Source organism: Streptomyces sp. NBC_00207, assembly GCF_045160965.1.
In the GTDB taxonomy this organism is placed as follows: domain Bacteria; phylum Actinomycetota; class Actinomycetes; order Streptomycetales; family Streptomycetaceae; genus Streptomyces.
This window is the reverse complement of record NZ_CP130715.1, coordinates 6,110,028-6,130,638: the sequence shown is the minus strand read 5'-3', so window position 1 is coordinate 6,130,638 and position 20,611 is coordinate 6,110,028. Positions and strand designations below refer to the sequence as shown.

At 70.1% G+C, this 20,611-nt stretch carries 18 protein-coding genes, 2 pseudogenes and 1 riboswitch; of the genes and pseudogenes, 13 read left to right on the top strand and 7 right to left on the bottom strand.

Features of this window, described 5'->3' with window-relative positions:
- Positions 1 to 57: 57 nt before the first annotated feature.
- Both OG472_RS29145 and OG472_RS29140 read left to right on the top strand, forming a co-directional pair.
- Complete coding sequence (locus tag OG472_RS29145; RefSeq protein WP_401606625.1) at positions 58 to 1,023, top strand: diacylglycerol/lipid kinase family protein; 966 nt, start codon at positions 58 to 60, stop codon at positions 1,021 to 1,023.
- A gap of 324 nt (positions 1,024 to 1,347) precedes the next feature.
- On the top strand, positions 1,348 to 1,605 hold the full coding sequence (locus OG472_RS29140; protein ID WP_003953983.1) for a WhiB family transcriptional regulator: 258 nt from the start codon (positions 1,348 to 1,350) through the stop codon (positions 1,603 to 1,605).
- 180 nt (positions 1,606 to 1,785) lie between these two features.
- Here the strand turns inward: OG472_RS29140 and OG472_RS29135 are convergent, their stop codons facing one another.
- Together OG472_RS29135 and OG472_RS29130 are read right to left on the bottom strand one after the other, a co-directional pair.
- Entirely contained in the window at positions 1,786 to 3,255 is a 1,470-nt protein-coding gene (locus OG472_RS29135) for a PAS domain-containing sensor histidine kinase (RefSeq protein WP_361753242.1), read from the bottom strand.
- Between the two features lie 382 nt (positions 3,256 to 3,637).
- Positions 3,638 to 4,234, bottom strand: a complete 597-nt coding sequence (locus tag OG472_RS29130) for a TetR/AcrR family transcriptional regulator (RefSeq protein ID WP_405831932.1) — start codon at positions 4,232 to 4,234, stop codon at positions 3,638 to 3,640.
- A gap of 83 nt (positions 4,235 to 4,317) precedes the next feature.
- On the opposite strand from OG472_RS29130, the gene OG472_RS29125 reads away from it, so the two are divergent.
- From OG472_RS29125 to OG472_RS29105, 5 genes and pseudogenes are all read left to right on the top strand, one after another.
- Complete coding sequence (locus OG472_RS29125) at positions 4,318 to 5,079, top strand: SDR family oxidoreductase (RefSeq protein ID WP_405831931.1); 762 nt, start codon at positions 4,318 to 4,320, stop codon at positions 5,077 to 5,079.
- Between the two features lie 198 nt (positions 5,080 to 5,277).
- Positions 5,278 to 6,063, top strand: a complete 786-nt coding sequence (gene nagB, locus OG472_RS29120; protein WP_405831929.1) for a glucosamine-6-phosphate deaminase — start codon at positions 5,278 to 5,280, stop codon at positions 6,061 to 6,063.
- Positions 6,064 to 6,229: 166 nt separating this feature from the next.
- Positions 6,230 to 6,466, top strand: a pseudogene (locus tag OG472_RS29115) (protein kinase domain-containing protein); the annotation flags it as partial.
- Between the two features lie 94 nt (positions 6,467 to 6,560).
- Positions 6,561 to 6,746 (top strand): annotated as a pseudogene (locus tag OG472_RS29110) (serine/threonine protein kinase); the annotation flags it as partial.
- 292 nt (positions 6,747 to 7,038) lie between these two features.
- Complete coding sequence (locus OG472_RS29105) at positions 7,039 to 7,362, top strand: hypothetical protein (protein WP_405835054.1); 324 nt, start codon at positions 7,039 to 7,041, stop codon at positions 7,360 to 7,362.
- A 58-nt stretch (positions 7,363 to 7,420) separates the two neighbouring features.
- Here OG472_RS29105 and OG472_RS29100 read toward each other — a convergent pair whose 3' ends face one another.
- The 4 genes from OG472_RS29100 to OG472_RS29085 all read right to left on the bottom strand — a co-directional run bounded on the left by OG472_RS29100 (position 7,421) and on the right by OG472_RS29085 (position 12,236).
- A complete protein-coding gene (locus OG472_RS29100; protein ID WP_405942213.1) occupies positions 7,421 to 8,920 on the bottom strand; it encodes a glycoside hydrolase family 3 protein in 1,500 nt (499 codons plus the stop codon).
- An 8-nt stretch (positions 8,921 to 8,928) separates the two neighbouring features.
- Complete coding sequence (locus OG472_RS29095; protein ID WP_404956667.1) at positions 8,929 to 9,810, bottom strand: carbohydrate ABC transporter permease; 882 nt, start codon at positions 9,808 to 9,810, stop codon at positions 8,929 to 8,931.
- Positions 9,807 to 10,826, bottom strand: coding sequence for a carbohydrate ABC transporter permease (locus OG472_RS29090; protein ID WP_405831924.1), 1,020 nt, complete (start codon positions 10,824 to 10,826; stop codon positions 9,807 to 9,809). The genes OG472_RS29095 and OG472_RS29090 overlap by 4 nt, the downstream gene beginning before the upstream one ends.
- A gap of 126 nt (positions 10,827 to 10,952) precedes the next feature.
- Positions 10,953 to 12,236, bottom strand: coding sequence for an extracellular solute-binding protein (locus OG472_RS29085; RefSeq protein WP_401606638.1), 1,284 nt, complete (start codon positions 12,234 to 12,236; stop codon positions 10,953 to 10,955).
- Positions 12,237 to 12,525: 289 nt separating this feature from the next.
- Between OG472_RS29085 and OG472_RS29080 the strand changes: the two genes are divergently transcribed.
- From OG472_RS29080 to OG472_RS29055, 6 genes are all read left to right on the top strand, one after another.
- Positions 12,526 to 13,290, top strand: a complete 765-nt coding sequence (locus OG472_RS29080) for a GntR family transcriptional regulator (protein WP_030709888.1) — start codon at positions 12,526 to 12,528, stop codon at positions 13,288 to 13,290.
- Between the two features lie 164 nt (positions 13,291 to 13,454).
- Positions 13,455 to 15,689, top strand: coding sequence for a carbon starvation CstA family protein (locus OG472_RS29075; RefSeq protein ID WP_405942212.1), 2,235 nt, complete (start codon positions 13,455 to 13,457; stop codon positions 15,687 to 15,689).
- A complete protein-coding gene (locus OG472_RS29070; RefSeq protein ID WP_397729155.1) occupies positions 15,686 to 15,883 on the top strand; it encodes a CstA-like transporter-associated (seleno)protein in 198 nt (65 codons plus the stop codon). Before OG472_RS29075 ends, OG472_RS29070 begins: the two co-directional genes overlap by 4 nt.
- Positions 15,884 to 15,989: 106 nt before the next feature.
- The gene (locus OG472_RS29065) at positions 15,990 to 16,487 is read left to right on the top strand and encodes a GNAT family N-acetyltransferase (RefSeq protein ID WP_405942211.1); all 498 of its coding nucleotides are present in this window, start codon (positions 15,990 to 15,992) and stop codon (positions 16,485 to 16,487) included.
- 41 nt (positions 16,488 to 16,528) lie between these two features.
- Positions 16,529 to 16,660, top strand: a riboswitch (cobalamin riboswitch).
- Between the two features lie 144 nt (positions 16,661 to 16,804).
- The gene (locus OG472_RS29060) at positions 16,805 to 19,210 is read left to right on the top strand and encodes a ribonucleoside-diphosphate reductase subunit alpha (protein ID WP_405942210.1); all 2,406 of its coding nucleotides are present in this window, start codon (positions 16,805 to 16,807) and stop codon (positions 19,208 to 19,210) included.
- Positions 19,210 to 20,226 carry a ribonucleotide-diphosphate reductase subunit beta gene (locus OG472_RS29055; RefSeq protein WP_383562773.1) on the top strand — a complete coding sequence of 339 codons (1,017 nt, stop codon included), beginning with the start codon at positions 19,210 to 19,212 and terminating at the stop codon, positions 20,224 to 20,226. The genes OG472_RS29060 and OG472_RS29055 overlap by 1 nt, the downstream gene beginning before the upstream one ends.
- 149 nt (positions 20,227 to 20,375) lie before the next feature.
- Here OG472_RS29055 and OG472_RS29050 read toward each other — a convergent pair whose 3' ends face one another.
- Positions 20,376 to 20,600 (bottom strand): hypothetical protein, encoded by a 225-nt coding sequence (locus OG472_RS29050; RefSeq protein ID WP_405831918.1) that lies wholly within the window; start codon positions 20,598 to 20,600, stop codon positions 20,376 to 20,378.
- Between the last annotated feature and the right edge of the window lie 11 nt (positions 20,601 to 20,611).

Below are 20,611 nucleotides of genomic sequence, written 5' to 3'. Positions count from 1 at the left end.
CCCCGGAGGGGACGGGCAGTAGGGTCGGCATGTGAAGGGGTGGGTAGTCTGGCGCTCATGCGTGCACTTCTCGTGGCCAACCCAGCAGCGACGACCACCAGTGCGCGCACGCGCGACGTCCTGACCCATGCCCTGGCCAGCGAGATGAAGCTGGAGGCGGTGACCACCGAGTACCGCGGGCACGCCCGGGACCTGGGTCGCAAGGCCGCGCACGAGGGGATCGACCTCGTCGTCGCCCTCGGCGGTGACGGCACGGTCAACGAGGTGGTCAACGGGCTCCTGCACAACGGCCCCGATCCGGACCGGCTGCCCCGGCTGGCGGTGGTGCCCGGCGGCTCCACCAATGTGTTCGCGCGCGCCCTGGGACTGCCCAACGATGCGGTCGAGGCGACCGGCGCCCTGCTGGACGCGCTGCGCGAGCAACGGGAGCGGACGGTGGGGCTGGGCCTGGCGGCCGGCACCCCGGGCACGGAGGACGAGTCGGTCCCGGCGCGCTGGTTCACCTTCTGCGCGGGCTTCGGCTTCGACGCGGGCGTGGTGGGGCGGGTCGAGCAGCAGCGGGAGCGCGGCAAGCGTTCGACGCACGCCCTGTATGTACGACAGCTGATGCGCCAGTTCTGGGAGGAGCCGAACCGGCGGCACGGCACGGTCACGCTGGAGCGCCCCGGCGCCGATCCTGTGACGGATCTGGTGCTGTCGATAGTGTGCAATACCTCACCGTGGACGTATCTGGGCAATCGTCCGCTTTATGCCTCGCCGGAGGCATCGTTCGATACCGCGCTTGACGTATTGGCGCTCGACCGTTTGTCAACTCCGGCCGTCGCCCGCTACGCGACACAGCTCCTGACCTCCACTCCTGAGCGGGGTCCGCACGGCAAGCACGCAGTGTCTCTGCACGATCTGACCGACTTCACCTTGCATTCGAAGGTGCCGCTTCCGTTCCAGATGGACGGAGACCACCTCGGACTGCGCACCAGCGTTCGGTTCACAGGCGTACGCCGTGCACTGCGTGTGATTGTGTGAGTGGAAGGGCCTGAAGGCCTTTCACTCGAACGTTTACACGCCGGTCCACCCTCACGATGTAGGGCTGTGACCTAGTAGACACCGACGAATCAAAAAAAACTTTCCGGAAGGGGTTGTATCCCCGTCCGAGGTTTGCGAATCTCTTCATGGCGATCGGGACAGCCCGCACAACCCGGCACCCACACAGATCGCCAGAACCCCTCCACGAATCTCTGACTGATCACCCGCGTGAAACCGGGCGGTCGACCTTCCCTCACGGGGGGATTCGTGAAAGCGTTCACATTCACAAGCAAAGTGCCCGCAATACAAGGAGATGGAGCAGCCATGGACTGGCGTCACAACGCCGTTTGCCGCGAGGAAGACCCGGAACTCTTCTTCCCCATCGGCAACACCGGTCCTGCGCTGCTGCAGATCGAGGAAGCCAAGGCCGTCTGCCGCCGTTGCCCCGTCATGGAGCAGTGCCTGCAGTGGGCGCTCGAGTCCGGTCAGGACTCCGGCGTCTGGGGCGGTCTCAGCGAGGACGAGCGCCGCGCCATGAAGCGCCGTGCCGCTCGCAACCGGGCGCGCAACGCCAGCGCCTGACAACGACTTTCGAGCCTCGACGCGCAGCGCGTAGTACCCGAATAAGCGCTCAGCAACGTGCTCTTGAGCCCCGGACCGATCACCATTCGGTCCGGGGCTCAGTGCTTTCCTGATCACACCGAGTGATGTTCCCGCCGACTGCCGCACGCCACTCGAGGTGACGGAGCGTTACCGCTGCGGCTACTTCTGCGGGCTCGACGGCAGGTCGAGGACGACCTTGGTCCCGCGCGGCTGCGCCCGGACCATGTCGAACGTTCCGCCGAGCTCCCCCTCCACGAGGGTCCGTACGATCTGCAGCCCGAGGTTGCCGGCCCGCTGGGGATCGAATCCCTCGGGCAGGCCGCTGCCGTCGTCGAGCACGGTGATCAGCAGTCGCCCGTCGGTGCGGCCGGTTCCGGTACGGGTCGCGGCCACCTCCACGGTGCCCCGCTCGCCCTGGGTGAAGGCGTGCTCCAGGGCGTTCTGGAGGATCTCGGTGAGCACCATGGACAGCGGAGTGGCGACCTCCGCGTCCAGGATCCCGAACCTGCCGGTGCGCCGGCAGTCGACCTTGCCCGGGGAGATCTCCGAGACCATCGCGATCACGCGGTCGGCGATCTCGTCGAACTCGACCCGCTCGTCCAGGTTCTGAGAGAGCGTCTCGTGCACGATCGCGATCGAACCGACGCGGCGCACGGCCTCGTTGAGCGCCTCGCGGCCCTGCGGAGAATCCATTCGGCGCGCCTGGAGCCGCAGCAGCGCTGCCACCGTCTGGAGGTTGTTCTTCACCCGGTGGTGGATCTCCCGGATGGTCGCGTCCTTGGTGATGAGTTCACGTTCGCGACGGCGCAGTTCGGTGACGTCGCGGCAGAGGACCAGGGAGCCGATCCGGGTCCCCTTCGGCTTGAGCGGGATCGCGCGCAGCTGGATGACCCCGCCGTTCCCCTCGATCTCGGTCTCCCTGGGGGCCCAGCCGCTGGCGAGTTTGACCAGGGCCTCGTCCACCGGGCCGCGGGAGGGGGCGAGTTCGGCGGTGGTGTTGCCGAGGTGCTGCCCGACCAGGTCGGAGGCGAGGCCGAGCCGGTGGTAGGCGGAGAGCGCGTTCGGGGACGCGTAGGTGACCACGCCGTCGGCGTCGAGGCGGATCAGGCCGTCCCCGACGCGCGGGGAGGCGTCCATGTCGACCTGCTGGCCGGGGAACGGGAAGGAGCCCGCGGCGATCATCTGGGCCAGGTCGGAGGCGGACTGGAGGTAGGTCAGCTCCAGTCGGCTCGGTGTACGCACCGTGAGCAGGTTGGTGTTGCGCGCGATCACTCCCAGTACCCGCCCCTCACGGCGGACGGGGATCGACTCGACGCGGACCGGCACCTCCTCGCGCCACTCCGGGTCACCCTCGCGGACGATCCGGCCCTCGTCGAGGGCGGCGTCCAGCAGCGGACGGCGGCCGCGCGGAACCAGGTGGCCGACCATGTCGTCCTGGTACGAGGTGGGGCCGGTGTTCGGGCGCATCTGGGCGACGGAGACGTACCGCGTGCCGTCGAGGGTGGGCACCCACAGCACGAGGTCGGCGAAGGACAGGTCGGAGAGCAGTTGCCACTCCGAGACCAGCAGGTGGAGCCACTCCAGGTCGGTTTCACCGAGAGCGGTGTGCTGGCGTACGAGGTCGTTCATGGAGGGCACGTTGCGAGCGTACCCCGGGTACACGCGATGACTTTCCCCACGACGGTACTCAGGAGTATCCAGGAGGGGCGCAGGCCGCGTACTGTTGGAGGAAGCGACGGGTTTCCACGTCCCGTCATTGGATGGACAGAACAGAATGGTCTAGTCCACAATTGAGTAAGCTTCCGCCCTCCCCGCACAGGAGGACGGATCGAGGTAAGCCGCGCGCTCTGCCCTGACCGCGCAGGCACCTCCCACCGGCCGTCGGGAACCGCACACCTGTCGGCCGTAAGTACTCCGGGCTACGGTGCCGGATGGGCTGAGGGTCCCGTCCTGCACCGTGGCCCAGAGGAATTTTTGGGCGGATTTCCAAGCCGTACGCCCCGGCCGGCGACTACGCCGGCGGCCAGGCCAGCAGGGCCCGCGCCGCCACCGCCTCCAGCTCCTCCCGGCTCGCCCCGTCGCGCGACTGCTGGGACATCCCCTGAAGCACGGCCCCGGCATACCGGGCCAGCGCCCGGGCGTCCGTGTCCGCGGGCAGCACTCCGGTGGCCACGTCGGCACGGATCCGGCTCTCGAACATCTCCAGGTTGGCGTTGCGGCGCTCGCGCAGGGCCTCCGCCACCTCGTCCGAGGTGGTGTTGATCGCGGCGCTGATCACCATGCAGCCGCGCGGGTGGGCCGGGTCGGTGTAGACCTCGGCGGCCTCGCGCAGGATGCGCTCGACGGCGGCCCGGGCGGTGGGCTCCTCGGCGAGCGCCACGCTCGCGAAGTCCCCGTACCGGCCGCCGTACACCACGACGACCTCGTCGAAGAGCTTGCGCTTGTCGCCGAAGGCCGCGTACAGGCTGGGCGCGCTGATGCCGAGCAGGGCGGTCAGGTCGGAAATGGAGGTCGCCTCGTACCCCCGCTCCCAGAAGGCGGTCATCGCCTTGTCGAGGGCGGCGTCGCGGTCGAAGGAGCGGGGTCTGCCGCGCTGTCCGGTCACCATGCCCGCATTCTATAGCGGGCGCTAGGGAATCTGATACGGTCCTTTCTGTAGCGACCACTATTGATTGCGAAGGGGGGCGCGTCATGGGCGTGCTCAAGGGGAAGACGGCACTGGTCACGGGCGGCAGCCGGGGCATCGGGCGGGCCGTGGCCGAGCGGCTGGCGCGGGACGGGGCGCTGGTCGCCGTGCACTACGGGCGCAACGAGGCGGCGGCGAAGGAGACGGTGGAGGCGATCGGGGCCGCCGGCGGACGGGCCTTCGCCATCGGGGCCGAGCTCGGGGTCCCCGGCGACGCACAGGCCCTGTGGGCCGCGTACGAGGCCCATCCCGCGCACACCGAGGGCGTGGACATCCTGGTCAACAACGCGGGCGGGGTGACCTTCGCGGGGATCGAGGGGACGGACGAGGAGACCTACGACCGTGCGCACGCCCTCAACGCCAAGGCGCCGTTCTTCGTGATCAAGCACGGGCTGGCGCGGCTGCGGGACGGGGGCCGGATCGTGAACGTGACCGGCACCCCCGAGATCGCCCTGCCCGCGATCCTGGCGACGGTCATGGCGAAGGGCGCGGCGAACGCGATGACCCGCTCGCTCGCCGCCGAGCTGGCCCCGCGCGGGATCACCGTGAACTCCGTGGGCCCCGGAATCATCGAGACGGACCTGAACGCGGGCCTGCTCGCGGACCCGGCGACCCGTGCCCACCTGGCCTCCCGCTCCGTCTTCCACCGGGTGGGCACGGCGGAGGAGGTCGCGGACGTGGTGGCCTTCCTGGCCTCGGCCGACTCCCGCTGGGTCACGGGCCAGCACCTGGACGCGACGGGCGGGCTGCAGCTCTCGCTGATCTAGGCCGTCCCTTTCGGAGTGCGACCGGCCTCCCGGGGGTCCCGTCGAGGCCGTCGCACCGCGCTCCGGCAGGGCGGTCGCCCGGCGGGCCGGGCGCCAGGATCCGGATCACGATGGATAACGGCGAGACCCCCGCCGACCGCGCCGGCCTCTGCTAGATTGGTCTATACCACACCACCACTCCAGATCGGCAGGCCCCGCGTGGAAGTTGTCATCGTCCCGGACGCCAAGGCAGGCGGCGAGCTCATCGCGGAGGCCATGGCCGCCCTGGTACGCCGCAAGCCCGACGCCCTGCTCGGCGTGGCGACCGGCTCTACCCCGCTGCCCATCTACGAAGCCCTCGCCGCCAAGGTCAAGGCAGGCCAGGTCGACGCCTCCCGGGCCCGCATCTGCCAGCTCGACGAGTACGTCGGCCTGCCGGCCGGGCACCCGGAGTCCTACCGCGCCGTCGTGCTGCGCGAGGTCGTCGAGCCCCTCGGCCTGTCCGAGGCCTCCTTCATGGGCCCCGACGGCTCGGCGGAGGACCTCGTCGGCGCGTGCGAGGCATACGACCGGGCCCTCGCCGAGGCCGGCGGCGTCGACCTCCAGCTGCTCGGCATCGGCACGGACGGCCACATCGGCTTCAACGAGCCGTGCTCCTCCCTCGCCTCCCGCACCCGCATCAAGACGCTGACCGAGCAGACCCGCGTGGACAACGCGCGCTTCTTCGACGACGACCTGGACCAGGTGCCGCACCACGTCATCACCCAGGGCATCGGCACCATCCTCGACGCCCGCCACCTGGTCCTCCTGGCCACCGGCGAGGGCAAGGCCGAGGCGGTCGCGCAGACCGTCGAGGGCCCGCTGTCCGCTCTGGTCCCGGCGTCCGCGCTGCAGCTGCACCGGCACGCGACCGTCATCGTGGACGAGGCCGCCGCGGCGAAGCTCAAGCTGGCGGACTACTTCCGGCACACCTACGCCAACAAGCCCGCCTGGCAGGGTCTGTAAGCACCGGGTCCGCAGACCCGGGACCGGCAAGGGCCGGGCTCCTCCGTCAGGGGGCGCCCGGCCCTTGCGTGCCGGCGCCGCCCCGCATCCGCTGATCCGGCGGGAGTACGCGCAGGATCCGGAGTTCCGGCGCCGCTTCGAGCAGGAGGCGCGGTCGGCCCGGAAGGTGCAGGGCTATCACATCGTGCCCGTCGTCGACCACGACACGAACGGGCCGCAGCCGTGGCTGGCCACCACGTACATCCCCGGCCTGGCGCTGGACGACGTACCGGCGCTGCACGGTCCGCTGCCGCTGGCCGCGGCCCTCCAGCTCACCGGGTGCGCGGCGGAAGCGCTGAACTCGGTGCACAAGGCCGGGGTGATCCACCGCGACCTGAAGCCGAGCAACGTGCTCATCGGCTCGGAGGGCCCCTGGGTCATCGACTTCGGGATCGCGCGGGCCGCGGACGCCACGCAGCTGACCCGCAGCGGCGGCTTCATCGGCACCCCCGCAGTACATGTCGCCGGAGCACGCGAACGGCCTGCCGCTGACACCCGCGACGGACATCTTCTCCCTCGGCCTGATCGCCGCGGTCTGCGCGACCGGCCGCCATCCGTACGGGGATTCCGGCGCCATCACGGCGGCCACGCAGATCGCCAACACCGAGACGCGGCCGCCGGACCTCACCGACCATCCGGAACCGCTGCGGACCGTCCTGCAGCACTGCCTGGCCGCCGATCCGCAGGCCCGGCCCACCCCGTCGGGACTGGCCGACCTGTGCCAGGAGCTGAGCGGGCGGCAGCTGCGGGACTTCGGCGGCTGGCTGCCCGGCCCGGTCGTCCGCCCCGTCCTCCGCTCCTTCGCAGTCCGAGGCCGCCGGCACGCCCGCCGCGCCGAAGGCCGGCAGCTACAAGGTCGTCTTCCAGGGCGAGGCCTTCGCCCTGCGCTATCCCTCCACCGGGTACACGCAGTTCGACCTGGACACGCCCAAGGCCATGCCGCTGGGCGCCGACAGCGGCCAGACGGAGATCGTGTACTCGCACCTCGGCGGGGTCAGGGACAGCTACGAGCTGCTCTTCGAAAGGCCCATGGGGCCGAGCGAGGACCCCTCGCCGGAGCGCTGCCGGATGGCGGCGGGCGCCAACGCCCTGTCCCCCAAACCGGACGCCGAGCAGGTGAAGAAGCAGATCGTGCCGGGTCTGGTGCTGTGCGGCATCACCCAGCAGAACAAGCTCGCGATGATGGAGGTCACCAGCGTGAGCGACAACGAGGGCCGGCCCGACTTCCAGACCAGGCTGACCCTGTGGGAGATGCCCTGACACAGCGGTGCCCCCGGCCCTGAGGGGCGGGGGCACCGTGGTGCGCGCTCGGACCGGGTCACACCCCTGCGATGACCTCGGCGGCGGCACGGCCGCAGACGCGCGAGGCGCCGTGCGTGGCGATGTGCAGGGCTCCGCGCGGAGCGGCCTGCGGCAGGCCCATCTCGACCACGACCGTGTCCGGGCGGGCCGCGACCAGTGCGTCCAGGGCCTCGGTCATCCACGGGTGGCGGTGCGCGTCGCGGACCACCGCGACGACCGTACGGTCCCCCGCCGCCGCCAGGATGTCCGCGGCCGCGGCGCCCTCCGGGTAGCGGCCCGAGGCGGTTGCGGGTACCAGTGCGGCCAGTTCGCCGGCCACGCCCCACGGGGTCTCGTCGCCCACCGCGATGTTCGCGACCGGGGTCAGGGTCGCGACGTACGGGTTCCGGACCGGGCCCGCCGAGCCGGTGACGACCAGGGCGCGGCGGGCCGCCGTCAGGCCGATGCCGGACGCGCGGCTCCCCTCCGGCCGCGCGTCCGGCCGGGCCCCGAGGGTCCATGCGGCGAGCTCGCGGACCCGGGCGGCGGCGTCGGCGAGGCGCTCCTCGGGGAGCGTGCCCTCGCGGACGGCCGCGACCAGCGCGTCGCGCAGCCGCAGGACGGTGGCCTCGTCGGCGAGTCCGCCGCCGACGCAGATGGCGTCGGCGCCCGCCGCGATGGCGAGGACCGAGCCGCGCTCGATCCCGTACGTCCCGGCGATGGCGTTCATCTCCATGCCGTCGGTGACGATGAGGCCCTCGTAGCCGAGCTCCTTGCGCAGCAGGCCGGTCAGGATCTGCGGGCTGAGCGTGGCCGGGCGGGTCGGGTCGAGGGCGGGCACCAGGATGTGCGCGCTCATCACGGCCTTGGTGCCGGCCTCGATGGCCGCCTTGAAGGGGACGAGCTCGCGGGCCTGGAGGGTGTCCAGGTCCACGTCGATGCGCGGCAGGGCGTGGTGCGAGTCGACGTTGGTGTCGCCGTGGCCCGGGAAGTGCTTGGTGCACGCGGCGACGCCTGCGGCCTGGAGGCCCTCGACGTAGGCGGCGGTGTGCCGGGCGGCGAGCCGGGTGTCGGCGCCGAAGGACCGTACGCCGATGACGGGGTTGTCCGGGTTGGAGTTGACGTCCGCGGACGGGGCCCAGTTGAGGTTGACCCCGCACTCGGCGAGGCGGCGGCCCAGCTCGCGGGCGACGTCCCGGGTGAGGCCGGTGTCGTCGACGGCGCCGAGGGCCAGGTTGCCGGGGAAGGACGAGCCGCCGCGGACCTCCAGGCGGGTGACGTCGCCGCCTTCCTCGTCGATGGCGACCAGGACGTCGTCGCGCTCGGTGCGCAGCTGCGCGGTCAGCGCGGCGAGCTGCTCGGGCGAGGTGATGTTGCGGCCGAACAGGCCGACCGCGGTGAGGCCTTCGCCGACCCGGCGGAGCAGCCAGGCGGGGGCCGTGGTGCCCTCGAAGCCGGGCTGGAGGACCGCGAGGGCGTCCCGGGCGAGGCCGTCCTTCCCGTCGGACGGCGTGGTGCGGTGCGCAAGGACAGTCATGGCGGCCGTTATCCCTTCACGGCGCCGGCGGTCATGCCGCCGACGGCCTTGCGCTGGAGGAAGATGAAGATGAGCAGGACCGGGACCGCGAAGAGCGAGGACGCGGCCATGGTGGCGCCCCAGTCGTTGCCGAAGGCCGACATGAACTCGGTCAGCCACAGCGGCAGGGTCTGCGCGCTCTTGTCCTTGTTGAGGATCAGGACCATGGCGAACTCGTTCCAGGCGGTGATGAAGCCGAAGAGCGAGGTGGACATCAGGCCGGGGGCCAGCAGCGGGAAGATCACCTTGCGGAAGGCCTGGCCGCGGGTGCAGCCGTCGATCTGCGCCGCCTCCTCCAGGGTCACCGGGACGGCGGCGATGAAGCCGCGCAGGGTCCAGATGGTGAAGGGGAGGATCATCACGAAGTAGATCGCGGTGAGCAGCGGGAGGCTGTTCAGCATCTCGCCGTCGCGGGCGATCATGTACATCGCGATGACCATGACCTCCCAGGGGGCCATCTGGGCCATCATCACGGTGAGGACGAGGCCCTTGCGGCCCTTGAACCTCATCCGGGCGATGGCGAAGCTCGCGGCGAGGGCGACGAGCAGGGCCAGCGCGACGGCGCCGACGGTGACCAGGACGCTGTTGGTGACGTACGTCCAGAAGTTGGAGACCCCGGTGGCCTTGGTGAAGTTGTCGAGCGTCGGGGTGAAGACGAAGACCGGGTCCTTCGTGAGCATCTGGCTCGACGGCTTGAGGGCCGAGGAGAACATCCAGTACACGGGGAAGACGAAGACCAGGGCGAGGAGGAGCGCGCCGAGGTTCTTGGCCACGGCGGCGGGACGGACCGGCCGGCGCTTGCGGAGCTGCTGCGCGGGCTTCGGCGCGGTGGTGGTGGTGGTGCTGCTCACTGCTCCTCCTCCTGCTTCAGGATCAGGCGGAAGTAGAAGGACATGACGACGACGAGGATCAGGATCGTCAGGACGGAGATCGCGGCGGCGAGGCCGTAGTGGGCCTGGCTCTGGCCCTCGACGTAGGCGAAGACCGGGAGGATCTCGGAGGCGCGGTCGGGGCCGCCCTTGTTCATCGCGTAGACCTGGGTGAAGGCCTTGAACACCCAGATCACCTCGAGGAACGTGGTGATGAGGAAGAACGGCTTGAGGTTCGGGAAGACGATCTTCCAGAAGGTCTGCCAGCCGTTGGCGCCGTCCATCCGGGCGGCCTCGTACAGCTCGGCGCCGACCGTGGTCAGTCCGGCGTACATGTTGAGGGCGACGAAGGGGATGGAGCCCCAGACCACCAGGACGGTGACGATCGTCAGGGTCGAGAGGCCCGTCTGCATCCAGTTGTGCTGCTCGTATCCGGCGAAGCCGGCGGTGCGCATCACCCAGTTCATGACGCCGAACTGCTCGTCGAACAGCCATTTGAAGACCTGCACGGAGGCGACGATCGGCATGGCCCAGGCCATCACCAGCGCCATCGACAGGACCAGCCGCATCTTCTTGCCGAGCCGGTTCAGCAGGATGCCGATGAGGCTGCCGAGCACCATGATCAGTACGACGTTGGCCGCCGTGAAGGCGAAGCTGCGGACGACCACGGTCCAGAAGTCCGCGTCACCGATCAGCTCGGTGTAGTTGGAGAACCCCGCGAAGGGGTACTTCCGCTGGATGAACTCGATCTTGTTGATGTCCTGGAAGGACAGGATCACGTTCTTGATCAGCGGGTACAGCAGCAGTGTCGCGAGGGCGAGCACCGCCGGTGCGACCAGCAGGTAGGGCAGCCACCCCGAGGGGAGCGACTTTCTGCCCCCGCGAGGAGACGTGGGACCGGGACCGGTCGGGGACGCGGACTTCTCGGGCCGTCCGGCGGACTTCTGTGGTGCGTCCTGTGGAGCGGCGGTCATCGCTCCCTGGGAGTGCACGGTCATGGCGTGGCTTCCTCGCGGTTGACTGTGGAGTCAAATGCGCGACCGGGGGCACGGCAGGCGGCGTGGCGCCTGCCGTGCCCCCGGTGCGATCACACTGCTGGGTGGTGCGGGAACTGCGGGGTGGGACTACTTGTTGATGCGGCTCGCGATTTCCTTGTCCGCGTCCGCGCCCGCCTTGGCGGCGTCCTCACCGTTCAGGACCTTGGTCATGAACTCCTTGATGGGGTTCGGCTCGGTCTCGACGTTCGCCCAGCCCGCGGTGACCGGGGTGAGCTTGCCGTTGGCGCCGGCCTTGCCCATGGCCTCGGCGAAGGAGCCGGCGGCCGGGGTGAAGTTCGCGCCGGCCTGGTTCGGCAGCAGGGCGCCCTTGGTCTCGGCGGCGTACTTGGTCATCTGGTCCTTGCCTGCGGCGAGGGCCAGCCACTCCTTGGCTAGCTCCTTGTTCTTGGAGCGCTCGGCGATCGCGAGGTTCGAGCCGCCGAGGAAGACGGTGCTGGTCTTGTCCGCGGTCTTGCCCGGGATCGGGAAGTAGCCGAAGTCGGCCTCCTTGCCCGCGTCCTTCAGGGCCTTCTCGGCACCGCCGGCCTCCCAGCCGAGACCGATCCAGGAGGCGACGCCGCCCTTGGGAACGATGTCGGTGGACTGCTGCGGGTTGGCCTCGTCCTTGTCCTTGGGGGCGGTGGAGAAGGACTGGAGCTTCTTGTAGAACTCCACGGCGGAAGCGGCCTGCGGGGTGCCCAGTCCGCCCTTCCACTTGGCGCCGTCCTTGACGGCGAGGTCGCCGCCCTCGTCCCAGATGAAGCCCGCGAGGACGTACCAGCTCTGGCCGGGCAGGTAGATCGGCTGCGAGGCCGGGTCGGCCGCCTTCAGCTTCTCCAGACCGGCGATCCACTCGTCGCGGGTCTTCGGCGGGGTGACGCCGGCCTTCTCGTAGGCCTTCTTGTCGTAGACGACGACGCGGTTGGCGGCGTACCACGGAGCGGAGTAGAGCTTGCCGTCGATCTCGGCCGAGGGGAGCATGCTCTTCTGCCAGGCGTCGGCGCCGAGCTTGGCCTTGTCCTTCGTCAGGTCGGCGAGCCCGCCGGTGACCGCGTAGCCGGCGGTCTGCGTGTTGCCGAGCTCCAGGACGTCCGGCGGGTTGTTCTCGGAGAGGGCCGTGGTGACCTTCTCCTGGATGCCGGTCCACTTCTGCTCTTCGACCTTGACCGTGACACCGGGGTGCTTGGCCGAGAACTCCTTGTTGACCTCGTCGATCCAGGCCTTGGGAGCGGAGCCGTCCATCACCCAGACGGTGATCTCCTTGGCGCCACCCGCGTCGGTCTTCGCCTTGTCGTCGCCGCCGTTGCCGCACGCCGCGACTCCGGCCATCATGCCCGCGACACTGACCGCCGCGATGAGCTTGCGCTTCACGCCACCCTCCTCAGGGATGCCTGCCTGCACTTCCCTCGCCCGCCGCGGTGACATACGCGAAGTACTGCCGTGGGGCCGGGATCTGATCCATATTGGTTTAGACCAGTAGCTGGAGCTTGGCCTAGACCTTTAGGGGTGTCAAGGGTCTAATGAGCGGGTGCCCGGTCCGTTATCGGACCGACACCTGGGGAGAGAGAAGGCCTGTCCCCCCACTCGTGTCACGATGTGACCGCACATATCGGAGGAGCCGGTGACGGCAGCGAAACTGGAGTCGGGAAGGCGGGCGGCGATGGCCACCGAAGGGGCGACCACGGAGCCGGACGGCGGGGCAGCGACCCGCACGGCACGTGTTCCCAAGTACTACCGACTCAAGCGGCACTTGCTCGACATGACCGAGACGCTGCCGCCCGGCACCCCGGTGCCGCCGGAGCGCACGCTCGCGGCCGAATTCGACACCTCGCGGACCACCGTCCGGCAGGCCCTCCAGGAACTGGTCGTAGAAGGACGACTGGAGCGAATCCAGGGCAAAGGCACCTTCGTCGCCAAGCCCAAGGTCTCCCAGGCGCTCCAACTGACCTCGTACACCGAGGACATGCGGGCCCAGGGGCTGGAGCCGACCTCCCAGCTCCTCGACATCGGCTACGTGACGGCCGACGACACCCTCGCCGGACTGCTCAAGATCACCACCGGTGGACGGGTGCTGCGCATCGAGCGGCTGCGCCTGGCCAGCGGCGAGCCGATGGCCATCGAGACCACGCACCTGTCGGCCAAGCGCTTCCCCGCACTGCGCCGTTCGCTCGCCAAGTACACCTCCCTCTACACGGCCCTCGCCGAGGTCTACGACGTCCACCTGGCCGAGGCCGAGGAGACGATCGAGACCTCGCTGGCCACCCCGCGCGAGGCCGGGCTGCTCGGCACCGACGTCGGCCTGCCGATGCTGATGCTGTCGCGGCACTCCCTGGACGCCGACGGGGAACCGGTGGAGTGGGTGCGGTCGGTGTACCGCGGCGACCGGTACAAGTTCGTCGCCCGGCTCAAGCGTCCCGCCGTCTGACCTCGCACGTTCGGCTCCCGTCCGAGGCCGTCCGGCCCCGCCCGCCGGACCCCGGCCTACCGAATTCCTTCACATACCGGAATGCGGACGGACCCTTACGCTCACCGGGCAATCCCCCGTAGATTCCCTGCCCTTACGCAGATGATCGACGAGGGGACGAGGTCATGCCTGAACCGGAAGCAAGAGGGACAGAACGGGACGCGGCGAGTCCGGGCACCACCACGCCCGGCTCGCCCGGCTCGCCTTCTCCCAAGTCCATCGCCGTATGGGTGCTCGTCGGACTCGTCGGCGCCATCGGCTGGGGCGTGCTCGCGCTCTCCCGCGGCGAGGAGATCTCCGCGGCGTGGCTGCTCGCCGCCGCACTGGGCTCGTACGCCATCGCCTACCGCTTCTACGCCCGCTTCATCGCGGACCGCGTACTGAAGGTCGACGCGACCCGGGCCACCCCCGCCGAACGCCTCGACAACGGTGTCGACTTCCACCCCACCGACCGCCGGGTCCTCTTCGGCCACCACTTCGCCGCCGTCGCCGGCGCCGGCCCGCTCGTCGGACCCGTGCTCGCCGCGCAGATGGGCTACCTGCCGGGCACCATCTGGATCGTCGCCGGCGTCATCTTCGCCGGGGCCGTCCAGGACATGGTCACCCTCTTCTTCTCCACCCGCCGCGACGGGCGTTCGCTCGGCCAGATGGCCCGGGACGAGATCGGCCCCGTCGGCGGAGCCGCCGCCCTGGTCGCCGTGTTCGCCATCATGATCATCCTGCTGGCGGTGCTCGCCCTGGTCATCGTCAACGCCCTGGCGCACTCCCCCTGGGGCGTCTTCTCCATCGGCATGACCATCCCGATCGCCGTCTTCATGGGCTTCTACCTGCGCGTCCTGCGGCCGGGCCGGGTCACCGAGGTCTCCGTCATCGGCGTCGCGCTGCTCCTGCTCGCCATCATCGCGGGCGGCTGGGTCGCCGAGTCCTCCTTCGCCGGCACCTTCACCCTCGAGAAGGAGACGCTGGTCATCTGGATGGTCGTGTACGGCTTCCTGGCATCGGTACTGCCGGTGTGGATGCTGCTCGCGCCCCGCGACTACCTCTCCACCTTCATGAAGGTCGGCACCATCGCGCTCCTCGCGCTCGGCGTGGTCATCGCGATGCCCACCCTGAAGATGCCCTCGGTCACCGACTTCGCGGCGAGCGGCAACGGACCCGTCTTCGCCGGTTCGATGTTCCCCTTCGTCTTCATCACCATCGCCTGCGGCGCGCTCTCCGGCTTCCACGCCCTGGTCTCCTCGGGAACCACCCCGAAGATGATCCAGAAGGAGACCCAGGTCCGCATGATCGGCTACGGCGCGATGCTGACCGAGTCCTTCGTCGCCGTCATGGCGATCATCGCGGCCTGCATCATCGAGCCCGGCCTCTTCTTCGCGGTCAACTCCCCCGGCGGCGTCATCGGCACCACGGTCGAGTCCGCCTCGCAGGCGGTGACGAACTTCGGCTTCGCCATCTCCCCCGAGGCGCTCACCCAGGCCGCCAAGGACGTCGAGGAAGCCAGCCTGCTCTCCCGCACGGGCGGCGCGCCGACCTTCGCACTCGGGATGTCGGAGATCTTCTCCGCCGTGGTCGGCGGCGCGGGCATGAAGGCGTTCTGGTACCACTTCGCGATCATGTTCGAGGCGCTGTTCATCCTGACGACGCTCGACGCGGGCACGCGCGTGGGCCGGTTCATGCTCCAGGACACCCTCGGCAACGTGCACAAGTCCTTCAAGGACGTCAGCTGGAAGCCCGGCGTGTGGTTCGCGAGCGCGATCGTCGTCGGCGGCTGGGGCTACTTCCTGTGGGTCGGCATCAAGGACCCGCTGGGCGGCATCAACCAGCTCTTCCCGCTCTTCGGCATCGCCAACCAGCTGCTCGCCGCGGTCGCGCTGGCCGTCTGCACCACGCTGCTGGTCAAGTCCGGACGGCTCAAGTGGGCCTGGGTGACGGGCGTTCCGCTGTTGTGGGACGCCACGGTGACCCTCACCGCGAGCTACCAGAAGATCTTCTCCGAGGACGTGAAGGTCGGGTTCTTCGCCCAGCGCGACAAGTACCAGGCCGGAATCGACGCCGACAAGGTCCTGCCGCCGGCGAAGAACATGGACGACATGCACACCGTGGTCACCAACGCCACGGTCGACGGCGTGCTGTGCGCCTTCTTCGCCGTCCTGATCATCGTGGTCCTCGCGGACGCGGCCCGGACCTGCCTCAAGGCCGTCCGCAACCCGGAGTCGGCGACCCTCTCCGAGGTCCCGTGGAGCGAGTCGAAGATCGTCGCCCCGGCCGGACTGATCGCGACCGCCGAGGAGCGGGCGGAACTCGCCGCGGCGGCGGGCCCGGAGGCGGGCGGCGGCCACGTCAAGGAGCCGGTGGCGTGAGCACCGTACGGAGCGCACTGGCCAGGGCCCGGTTCTACGTACGGGAGTTCTCGGGGGAGGCCGCGTACGACCGGTACGTGGCCCACGCCCGCTCCCACGACCCGGACGCGGAGGTCCTCACCCGCCGCGCCTTCGAACGCGCCCGTACGGACGCCCGCGAGGCGGACCCCCGCGAGGGCTTCCGCTGCTGCTGAGCCCCACCCGTACCGAAGGCCCCGCCGGATGATTCCGGCGGGGCCTTCGTGCCGGTGCCGACCTTGACGACAGCGCCGCCGACACCCGTCCTGCACACTCGACCGCATGGACATGGTGATCAGAAGGGCGCTGCCCGCCGAGTACGCGGAGCTGGGTGAGATCACGGCGCAGGCCTACCTCGCCGACGGGCATCTCGACGCCAACGAGGACGATTACTACCTGAACGTGCTGCGCGACGTGGCCGGCCGGGCCGCCGTGGCCGAGGTGCTCGTCGCCGAGCGGGACGGGCGGGTGTTGGGCGGGGTGACCTTCGCCGCCCCCGGCAGCCCGCTCGCCGACATCGCCGGCCCGCACGAGGCCGAGTTCCGGATGCTCGCCGTGGCCCGCGAGGGGCGCGGGCAGGGCGCCGGCGAGGCTCTGGTGCGGGCGTGCATCGAGCGGGCGCGGGCCGTCGAGGGGGTCACGGGCATCGTGCTCTCCACCCAGCGCAGCATGGCCGGCGCCCACCGGATCTACGCGCGACTGGGCTTCGTACGCGTTCCCGAGCGGGACTGGGCGCCGATCCCGGGCCTGACACTCCTCGCGTATCGGCTCAAGCTGTAGCCGCGCCGACACTACATGTGGGGGTTGCCGCATACGGCCGCCCCCACATGTATGCTCAAGGCTGCTGTCCCGCAGGGGAATCCGGTGTGAATCCGGAACTGTCCCGCAACGGTATGAAGTGTCCGCCCACCGGACACCAAGTCCGATGACCTGCCGACAGCGCGCCCGGCTCGACCGAACCGGGTGCCGACACGTCCGGGCCTCGCGGTTGGGCCGGTGGACGCCATGCGGTGCGTACGCGTTCCTGCCACGCCCGCATGCGCCCGCTCGCGCCCCGCTCCGCCGATGACCGGGCCGAGCGAGGGAGAGCTCCCGCCGTGACCATCGCGCCTTCCGCACCGCGCGCCGAGTCCGTTTCTGGCGACAACACCGAGGGCCCGGGGGCCACGCTGCTGCGTACCCTCACCGAACTGACGGCGGACCTCCCCGACACCGACCCCGGGCGCGTCGCCGCCTCCGCGCTGCGCGGCCGCAGCTCCGCCGCCGACGACGCCGAACTGCGCGGGCTGGCCACGGAGGCCGCCGCCGGCCTCATCTCCGAGGACCCGGCCTACTCCCGGCTCGCCGCCCGGCTGCTGACGCTGGCCGTGCGCGACGAGGCCGCGAGCCAGGGCTCCACCTCCTTCTCGGCCTCCGTCGAGGTCGGCCACCGCGAGGGCCTCATCGCCGACCGCACGGCCGAGTTCGTGCGCACGCACGCGAGCCGCCTGGACTCGCTCGTCGAGCTCACCCTCGCCGAGGGCGCCGACGACCGCTTCGGCTTCTTCGGCCTGCGCACCCTGCACAGCCGCTACCTGCTGCGCCACCCGATCACCCGTCAGGTCATCGAGACCCCGCAGCACTTCATGCTGCGCGTGGCCTGTGGCCTCGCCGCGGACGAGAGCGTCCAGGCCGTCGAGGAAGTGGCCTCGCTGTACCGGCTGATGAGCCGCCTCGACTACCTGCCCTCCTCCCCCACCCTCTTCAACTCCGGCACCCGGCACCCGCAGATGTCCTCCTGCTACCTGCTGGACTCCCCGCTGGACGAGCTCGACTCGATCTACGACCGCTACCACCAGGTGGCGCGCCTGTCGAAGCACGCGGGCGGCATCGGCCTGTCGTACTCCCGCATCCGCGCCCGCGGTTCCCTGATCCGCGGCACCAACGGCCACTCCAACGGCATCGTGCCGTTCCTGAAGACCCTCGACGCCTCCGTCGCCGCCGTGAACCAGGGCGGCCGCCGCAAGGGCGCCGCCGCCGTCTACCTGGAGACCTGGCACGCGGACATCGAGGAGTTCCTGGAGCTCCGCGACAACACCGGTGAGGACCAGCGCCGTACGCACAACCTGAACCTCGCCCACTGGGTGCCGGACGAGTTCATGCGCCGCGTGAACGCCGACGCCGACTGGTCGCTGTTCTCCCCGGCCGACGTGCCCGAGCTGGTCGACCTGTGGGGCGACGAGTTCGACGCCGCCTACCGCAAGGCCGAGGCGGACGGCCTGGCCCGCAAGACCATGCCCGCCCGTGACCTGTACGGCCGGATGATGCGCACCCTCGCGCAGACCGGCCAGGGCTGGATGACCTTCAAGGACGCCTCCAACCGCACGGCGAACCAGACCGCCGAGCCGGGCACGGTCGTGCACTCCTCGAACCTGTGCACCGAGATCATCGAGGTCACCAACGACGGCGAGACGGCCGTCTGCAACCTCGGCTCGGTCAACCTGGGCGCGTTCGTCATCGACACGGCCGACGGTCGCGACATCGACTGGGAGCGGATGGACGAGACCGTCCGCACCGCCGTGACCTTCCTCGACCGCGTGGTGGACATCAACTTCTACCCGACCGAGCAGGCCGGCCGCTCCAACGCCCGCTGGCGCCCGGTGGGTCTGGGCGCGATGGGCCTCCAGGACGTCTTCTTCAAGCTGAAGCTCCCCTTCGACTCCCCCGAGGCGAAGGCCCTCTCCACCAAGCTCTCCGAGCGCATCATGCTCGCGGCGTACGAGGCCTCGTGCGACCTGGCCGAGCGCAGCGGCCCGCTGCCGGCCTGGGAGCAGACCCGCACCGCGCGCGGCGTCCTGCACCCGGACCACTACGACGTCGAGCTGAACTGGCCGGAGCGCTGGGACGCGCTGCGCGCCCGCGTCGCCGAGACCGGCATGCGCAACTCCCTGCTGCTCGCCATCGCCCCGACGGCCACCATCGCCTCGATCGCCGGCGTGTACGAGTGCATCGAGCCGCAGGTCTCCAACCTCTTCAAGCGCGAGACGCTCAGCGGTGAGTTCCTCCAGGTGAACGGCTACCTGGTGGAGGAGCTGAAGGCGCTCGGCGTGTGGGACGCCCAGACCCGCGAGGCGCTGCGCGACTCCTCCGGCTCGGTCCAGGGCTTCGGCTGGATCCCGGCCGAGGTCCGCGAGCTGTACCGCACGGCGTGGGAGATCCCGCAGCGCGGCCTGATCGACATGGCGGCGGCCCGTACGCCGTTCCTGGACCAGTCGCAGTCGCTGAACCTGTTCCTGGAGACGCCCACCATCGGCAAGCTCAGCTCGATGTACGCGTACGCCTGGAAGCAGGGTCTGAAGACCACGTACTACCTGCGCTCGCGCCCCGCGACGAAGATCGCCCGCGCCGCGCAGGCCGCCACCCCCGCAGCGCTCCCGCTGGCCGACGCCGCCGCCGACGCCGCGGCCGCGGAAGCGCTCGCCTGCTCCCTTGAGAACCCCGAGTCCTGCGAGGCCTGCCAGTAATGAGCTCCACCGACAAGAAGAACCTCCTGGACCCGGGCTTCGAGCTCACGCTCCGCCCGATGCGCTACCCGGACTTCTACGAGCGCTACCGGGACGCGATCAAGAACACGTGGACCGTCGAGGAGGTCGACCTCCACTCGGACGTCGCGGACCTCGCGAAGCTGACGCCCGCCGAGCAGCACATGATCGGCCGCCTGGTCGCGTTCTTCGCGACGGGTGACTCGATCGTCTCGAACAACCTGGTGCTGACGCTCTACAAGCACATCAACTCCCCGGAGGCGCGCCTGTACCTGTCGCGCCAGCTGTTCGAGGAGGCCGTGCACGTCCAGTTCTACCTGACGCTGCTCGACACCTACCTGCCCGATCCGGACGACCGGGCGGCCGCGTTCGACGCGGTCGAGGAGATCCCGTCCATCCGCGAGAAGGCGCAGTTCTGCTTCAAGTGGATGGACTCGGTCGAGAAGATCGACCGGCTGGAGACGAAGGCCGACCGCCGCCGCTTCCTGCTGAACCTGATCTGCTTCGCCGCGTGCATCGAGGGCCTGTTCTTCTACGGCGCCTTCGCGTACGTGTACTGGTTCCGCTCGCGCGGCCTGCTGCACGGCCTGGCCACCGGCACCAACTGGGTGTTCCGTGACGAGACCATGCACATGAACTTCGCCTTCGAGGTCGTGGACACGGTCCGCAAGGAGGAGCCGGAGCTCTTCGACGACGCTCTCCAGCAGCAGGTCACCGACATGCTCAAGGAGGCCGTGGAGGCGGAGCTGCAGTTCGGCCGCGACCTGTGCGGCGACGGTCTGCCGGGCATGAACACCGAGTCGATGCGCGAGTACCTGGAGTGCGTCGCGGACCAGCGTCTGGTCCGCCTCGGCTTCGCCCCGGTCTACGGCTCGCAGAACCCGTTCTCCTTCATGGAGCTGCAGGGCGTCCAGGAGCTGACCAACTTCTTCGAGCGCCGGCCGTCGGCCTACCAGGTCGCGGTCGAGGGCACGGTCGACCTGGACGAGGACTTCTAAGAGGACTTCTAGGGGTCCCCGGTCTTCCGGGGTCCCCGGTCGGGACGCGGTGACGCCGCGAAGCCGGGATGCGGTACACCACCGCGTCCCGGCTTCTCGCGTTTCCGGCGCCCTGTCGTCCGGCTGCCCCTGTGCACGGTCGCCCCGGCTCAGTGGGCGACGGGGCCCCAGTGCATCCCGGCGTGCCGGGCGCGGGGCCGGCGGACGGTGGGCGGCAGGCCGCCCGCCTTCTGGCGCGGCAGCCACACGAGCCGGGTCTCGACGGCCCGCAGCTGGCGGTCGATCCGACGGTCGCGCAGAACGCCGTACAGGCTGGGGGCGAGCACCAGGGCGGCGACGGCAAGGACGGTGAGGTAGCTCAGGAAGGTGTTCATGTCTCCACTTT

What these genes read in the sequence shown, in the direction of transcription:
- OG472_RS29125 (WP_405831931.1), top strand. Translation starts at nt 4,318, where the DNA reads ATGGGCGTGCTCAAGGGGAAGACGGCACTGGTCACGGGCGGCAGCCGG.
- OG472_RS29075 (WP_405942212.1), top strand. Translation starts at nt 13,455, where the DNA reads ATGCCTGAACCGGAAGCAAGAGGGACAGAACGGGACGCGGCGAGTCCG.
- OG472_RS29135 (WP_361753242.1), bottom strand. Translation starts at nt 3,255, where the DNA reads ATGAACGACCTCGTACGCCAGCACACCGCTCTCGGTGAAACCGACCTG.
- OG472_RS29050 (WP_405831918.1), bottom strand. Translation starts at nt 20,600, where the DNA reads ATGAACACCTTCCTGAGCTACCTCACCGTCCTTGCCGTCGCCGCCCTG.
- OG472_RS29055 (WP_383562773.1), top strand. Translation starts at nt 19,210, where the DNA reads ATGAGCTCCACCGACAAGAAGAACCTCCTGGACCCGGGCTTCGAGCTC.
- OG472_RS29105 (WP_405835054.1), top strand. Translation starts at nt 7,039, where the DNA reads ATGCCGCTGGGCGCCGACAGCGGCCAGACGGAGATCGTGTACTCGCAC.
- OG472_RS29145 (WP_401606625.1), top strand. Translation starts at nt 58, where the DNA reads ATGCGTGCACTTCTCGTGGCCAACCCAGCAGCGACGACCACCAGTGCG.
- OG472_RS29130 (WP_405831932.1), bottom strand. Translation starts at nt 4,234, where the DNA reads ATGGTGACCGGACAGCGCGGCAGACCCCGCTCCTTCGACCGCGACGCC.
- OG472_RS29090 (WP_405831924.1), bottom strand. Translation starts at nt 10,826, where the DNA reads ATGACCGTGCACTCCCAGGGAGCGATGACCGCCGCTCCACAGGACGCA.
- OG472_RS29065 (WP_405942211.1), top strand. Translation starts at nt 15,990, where the DNA reads ATGGACATGGTGATCAGAAGGGCGCTGCCCGCCGAGTACGCGGAGCTG.
- OG472_RS29140 (WP_003953983.1), top strand. Translation starts at nt 1,348, where the DNA reads ATGGACTGGCGTCACAACGCCGTTTGCCGCGAGGAAGACCCGGAACTC.
- OG472_RS29100 (WP_405942213.1), bottom strand. Translation starts at nt 8,920, where the DNA reads ATGACTGTCCTTGCGCACCGCACCACGCCGTCCGACGGGAAGGACGGC.
- OG472_RS29080 (WP_030709888.1), top strand. Translation starts at nt 12,526, where the DNA reads ATGGCCACCGAAGGGGCGACCACGGAGCCGGACGGCGGGGCAGCGACC.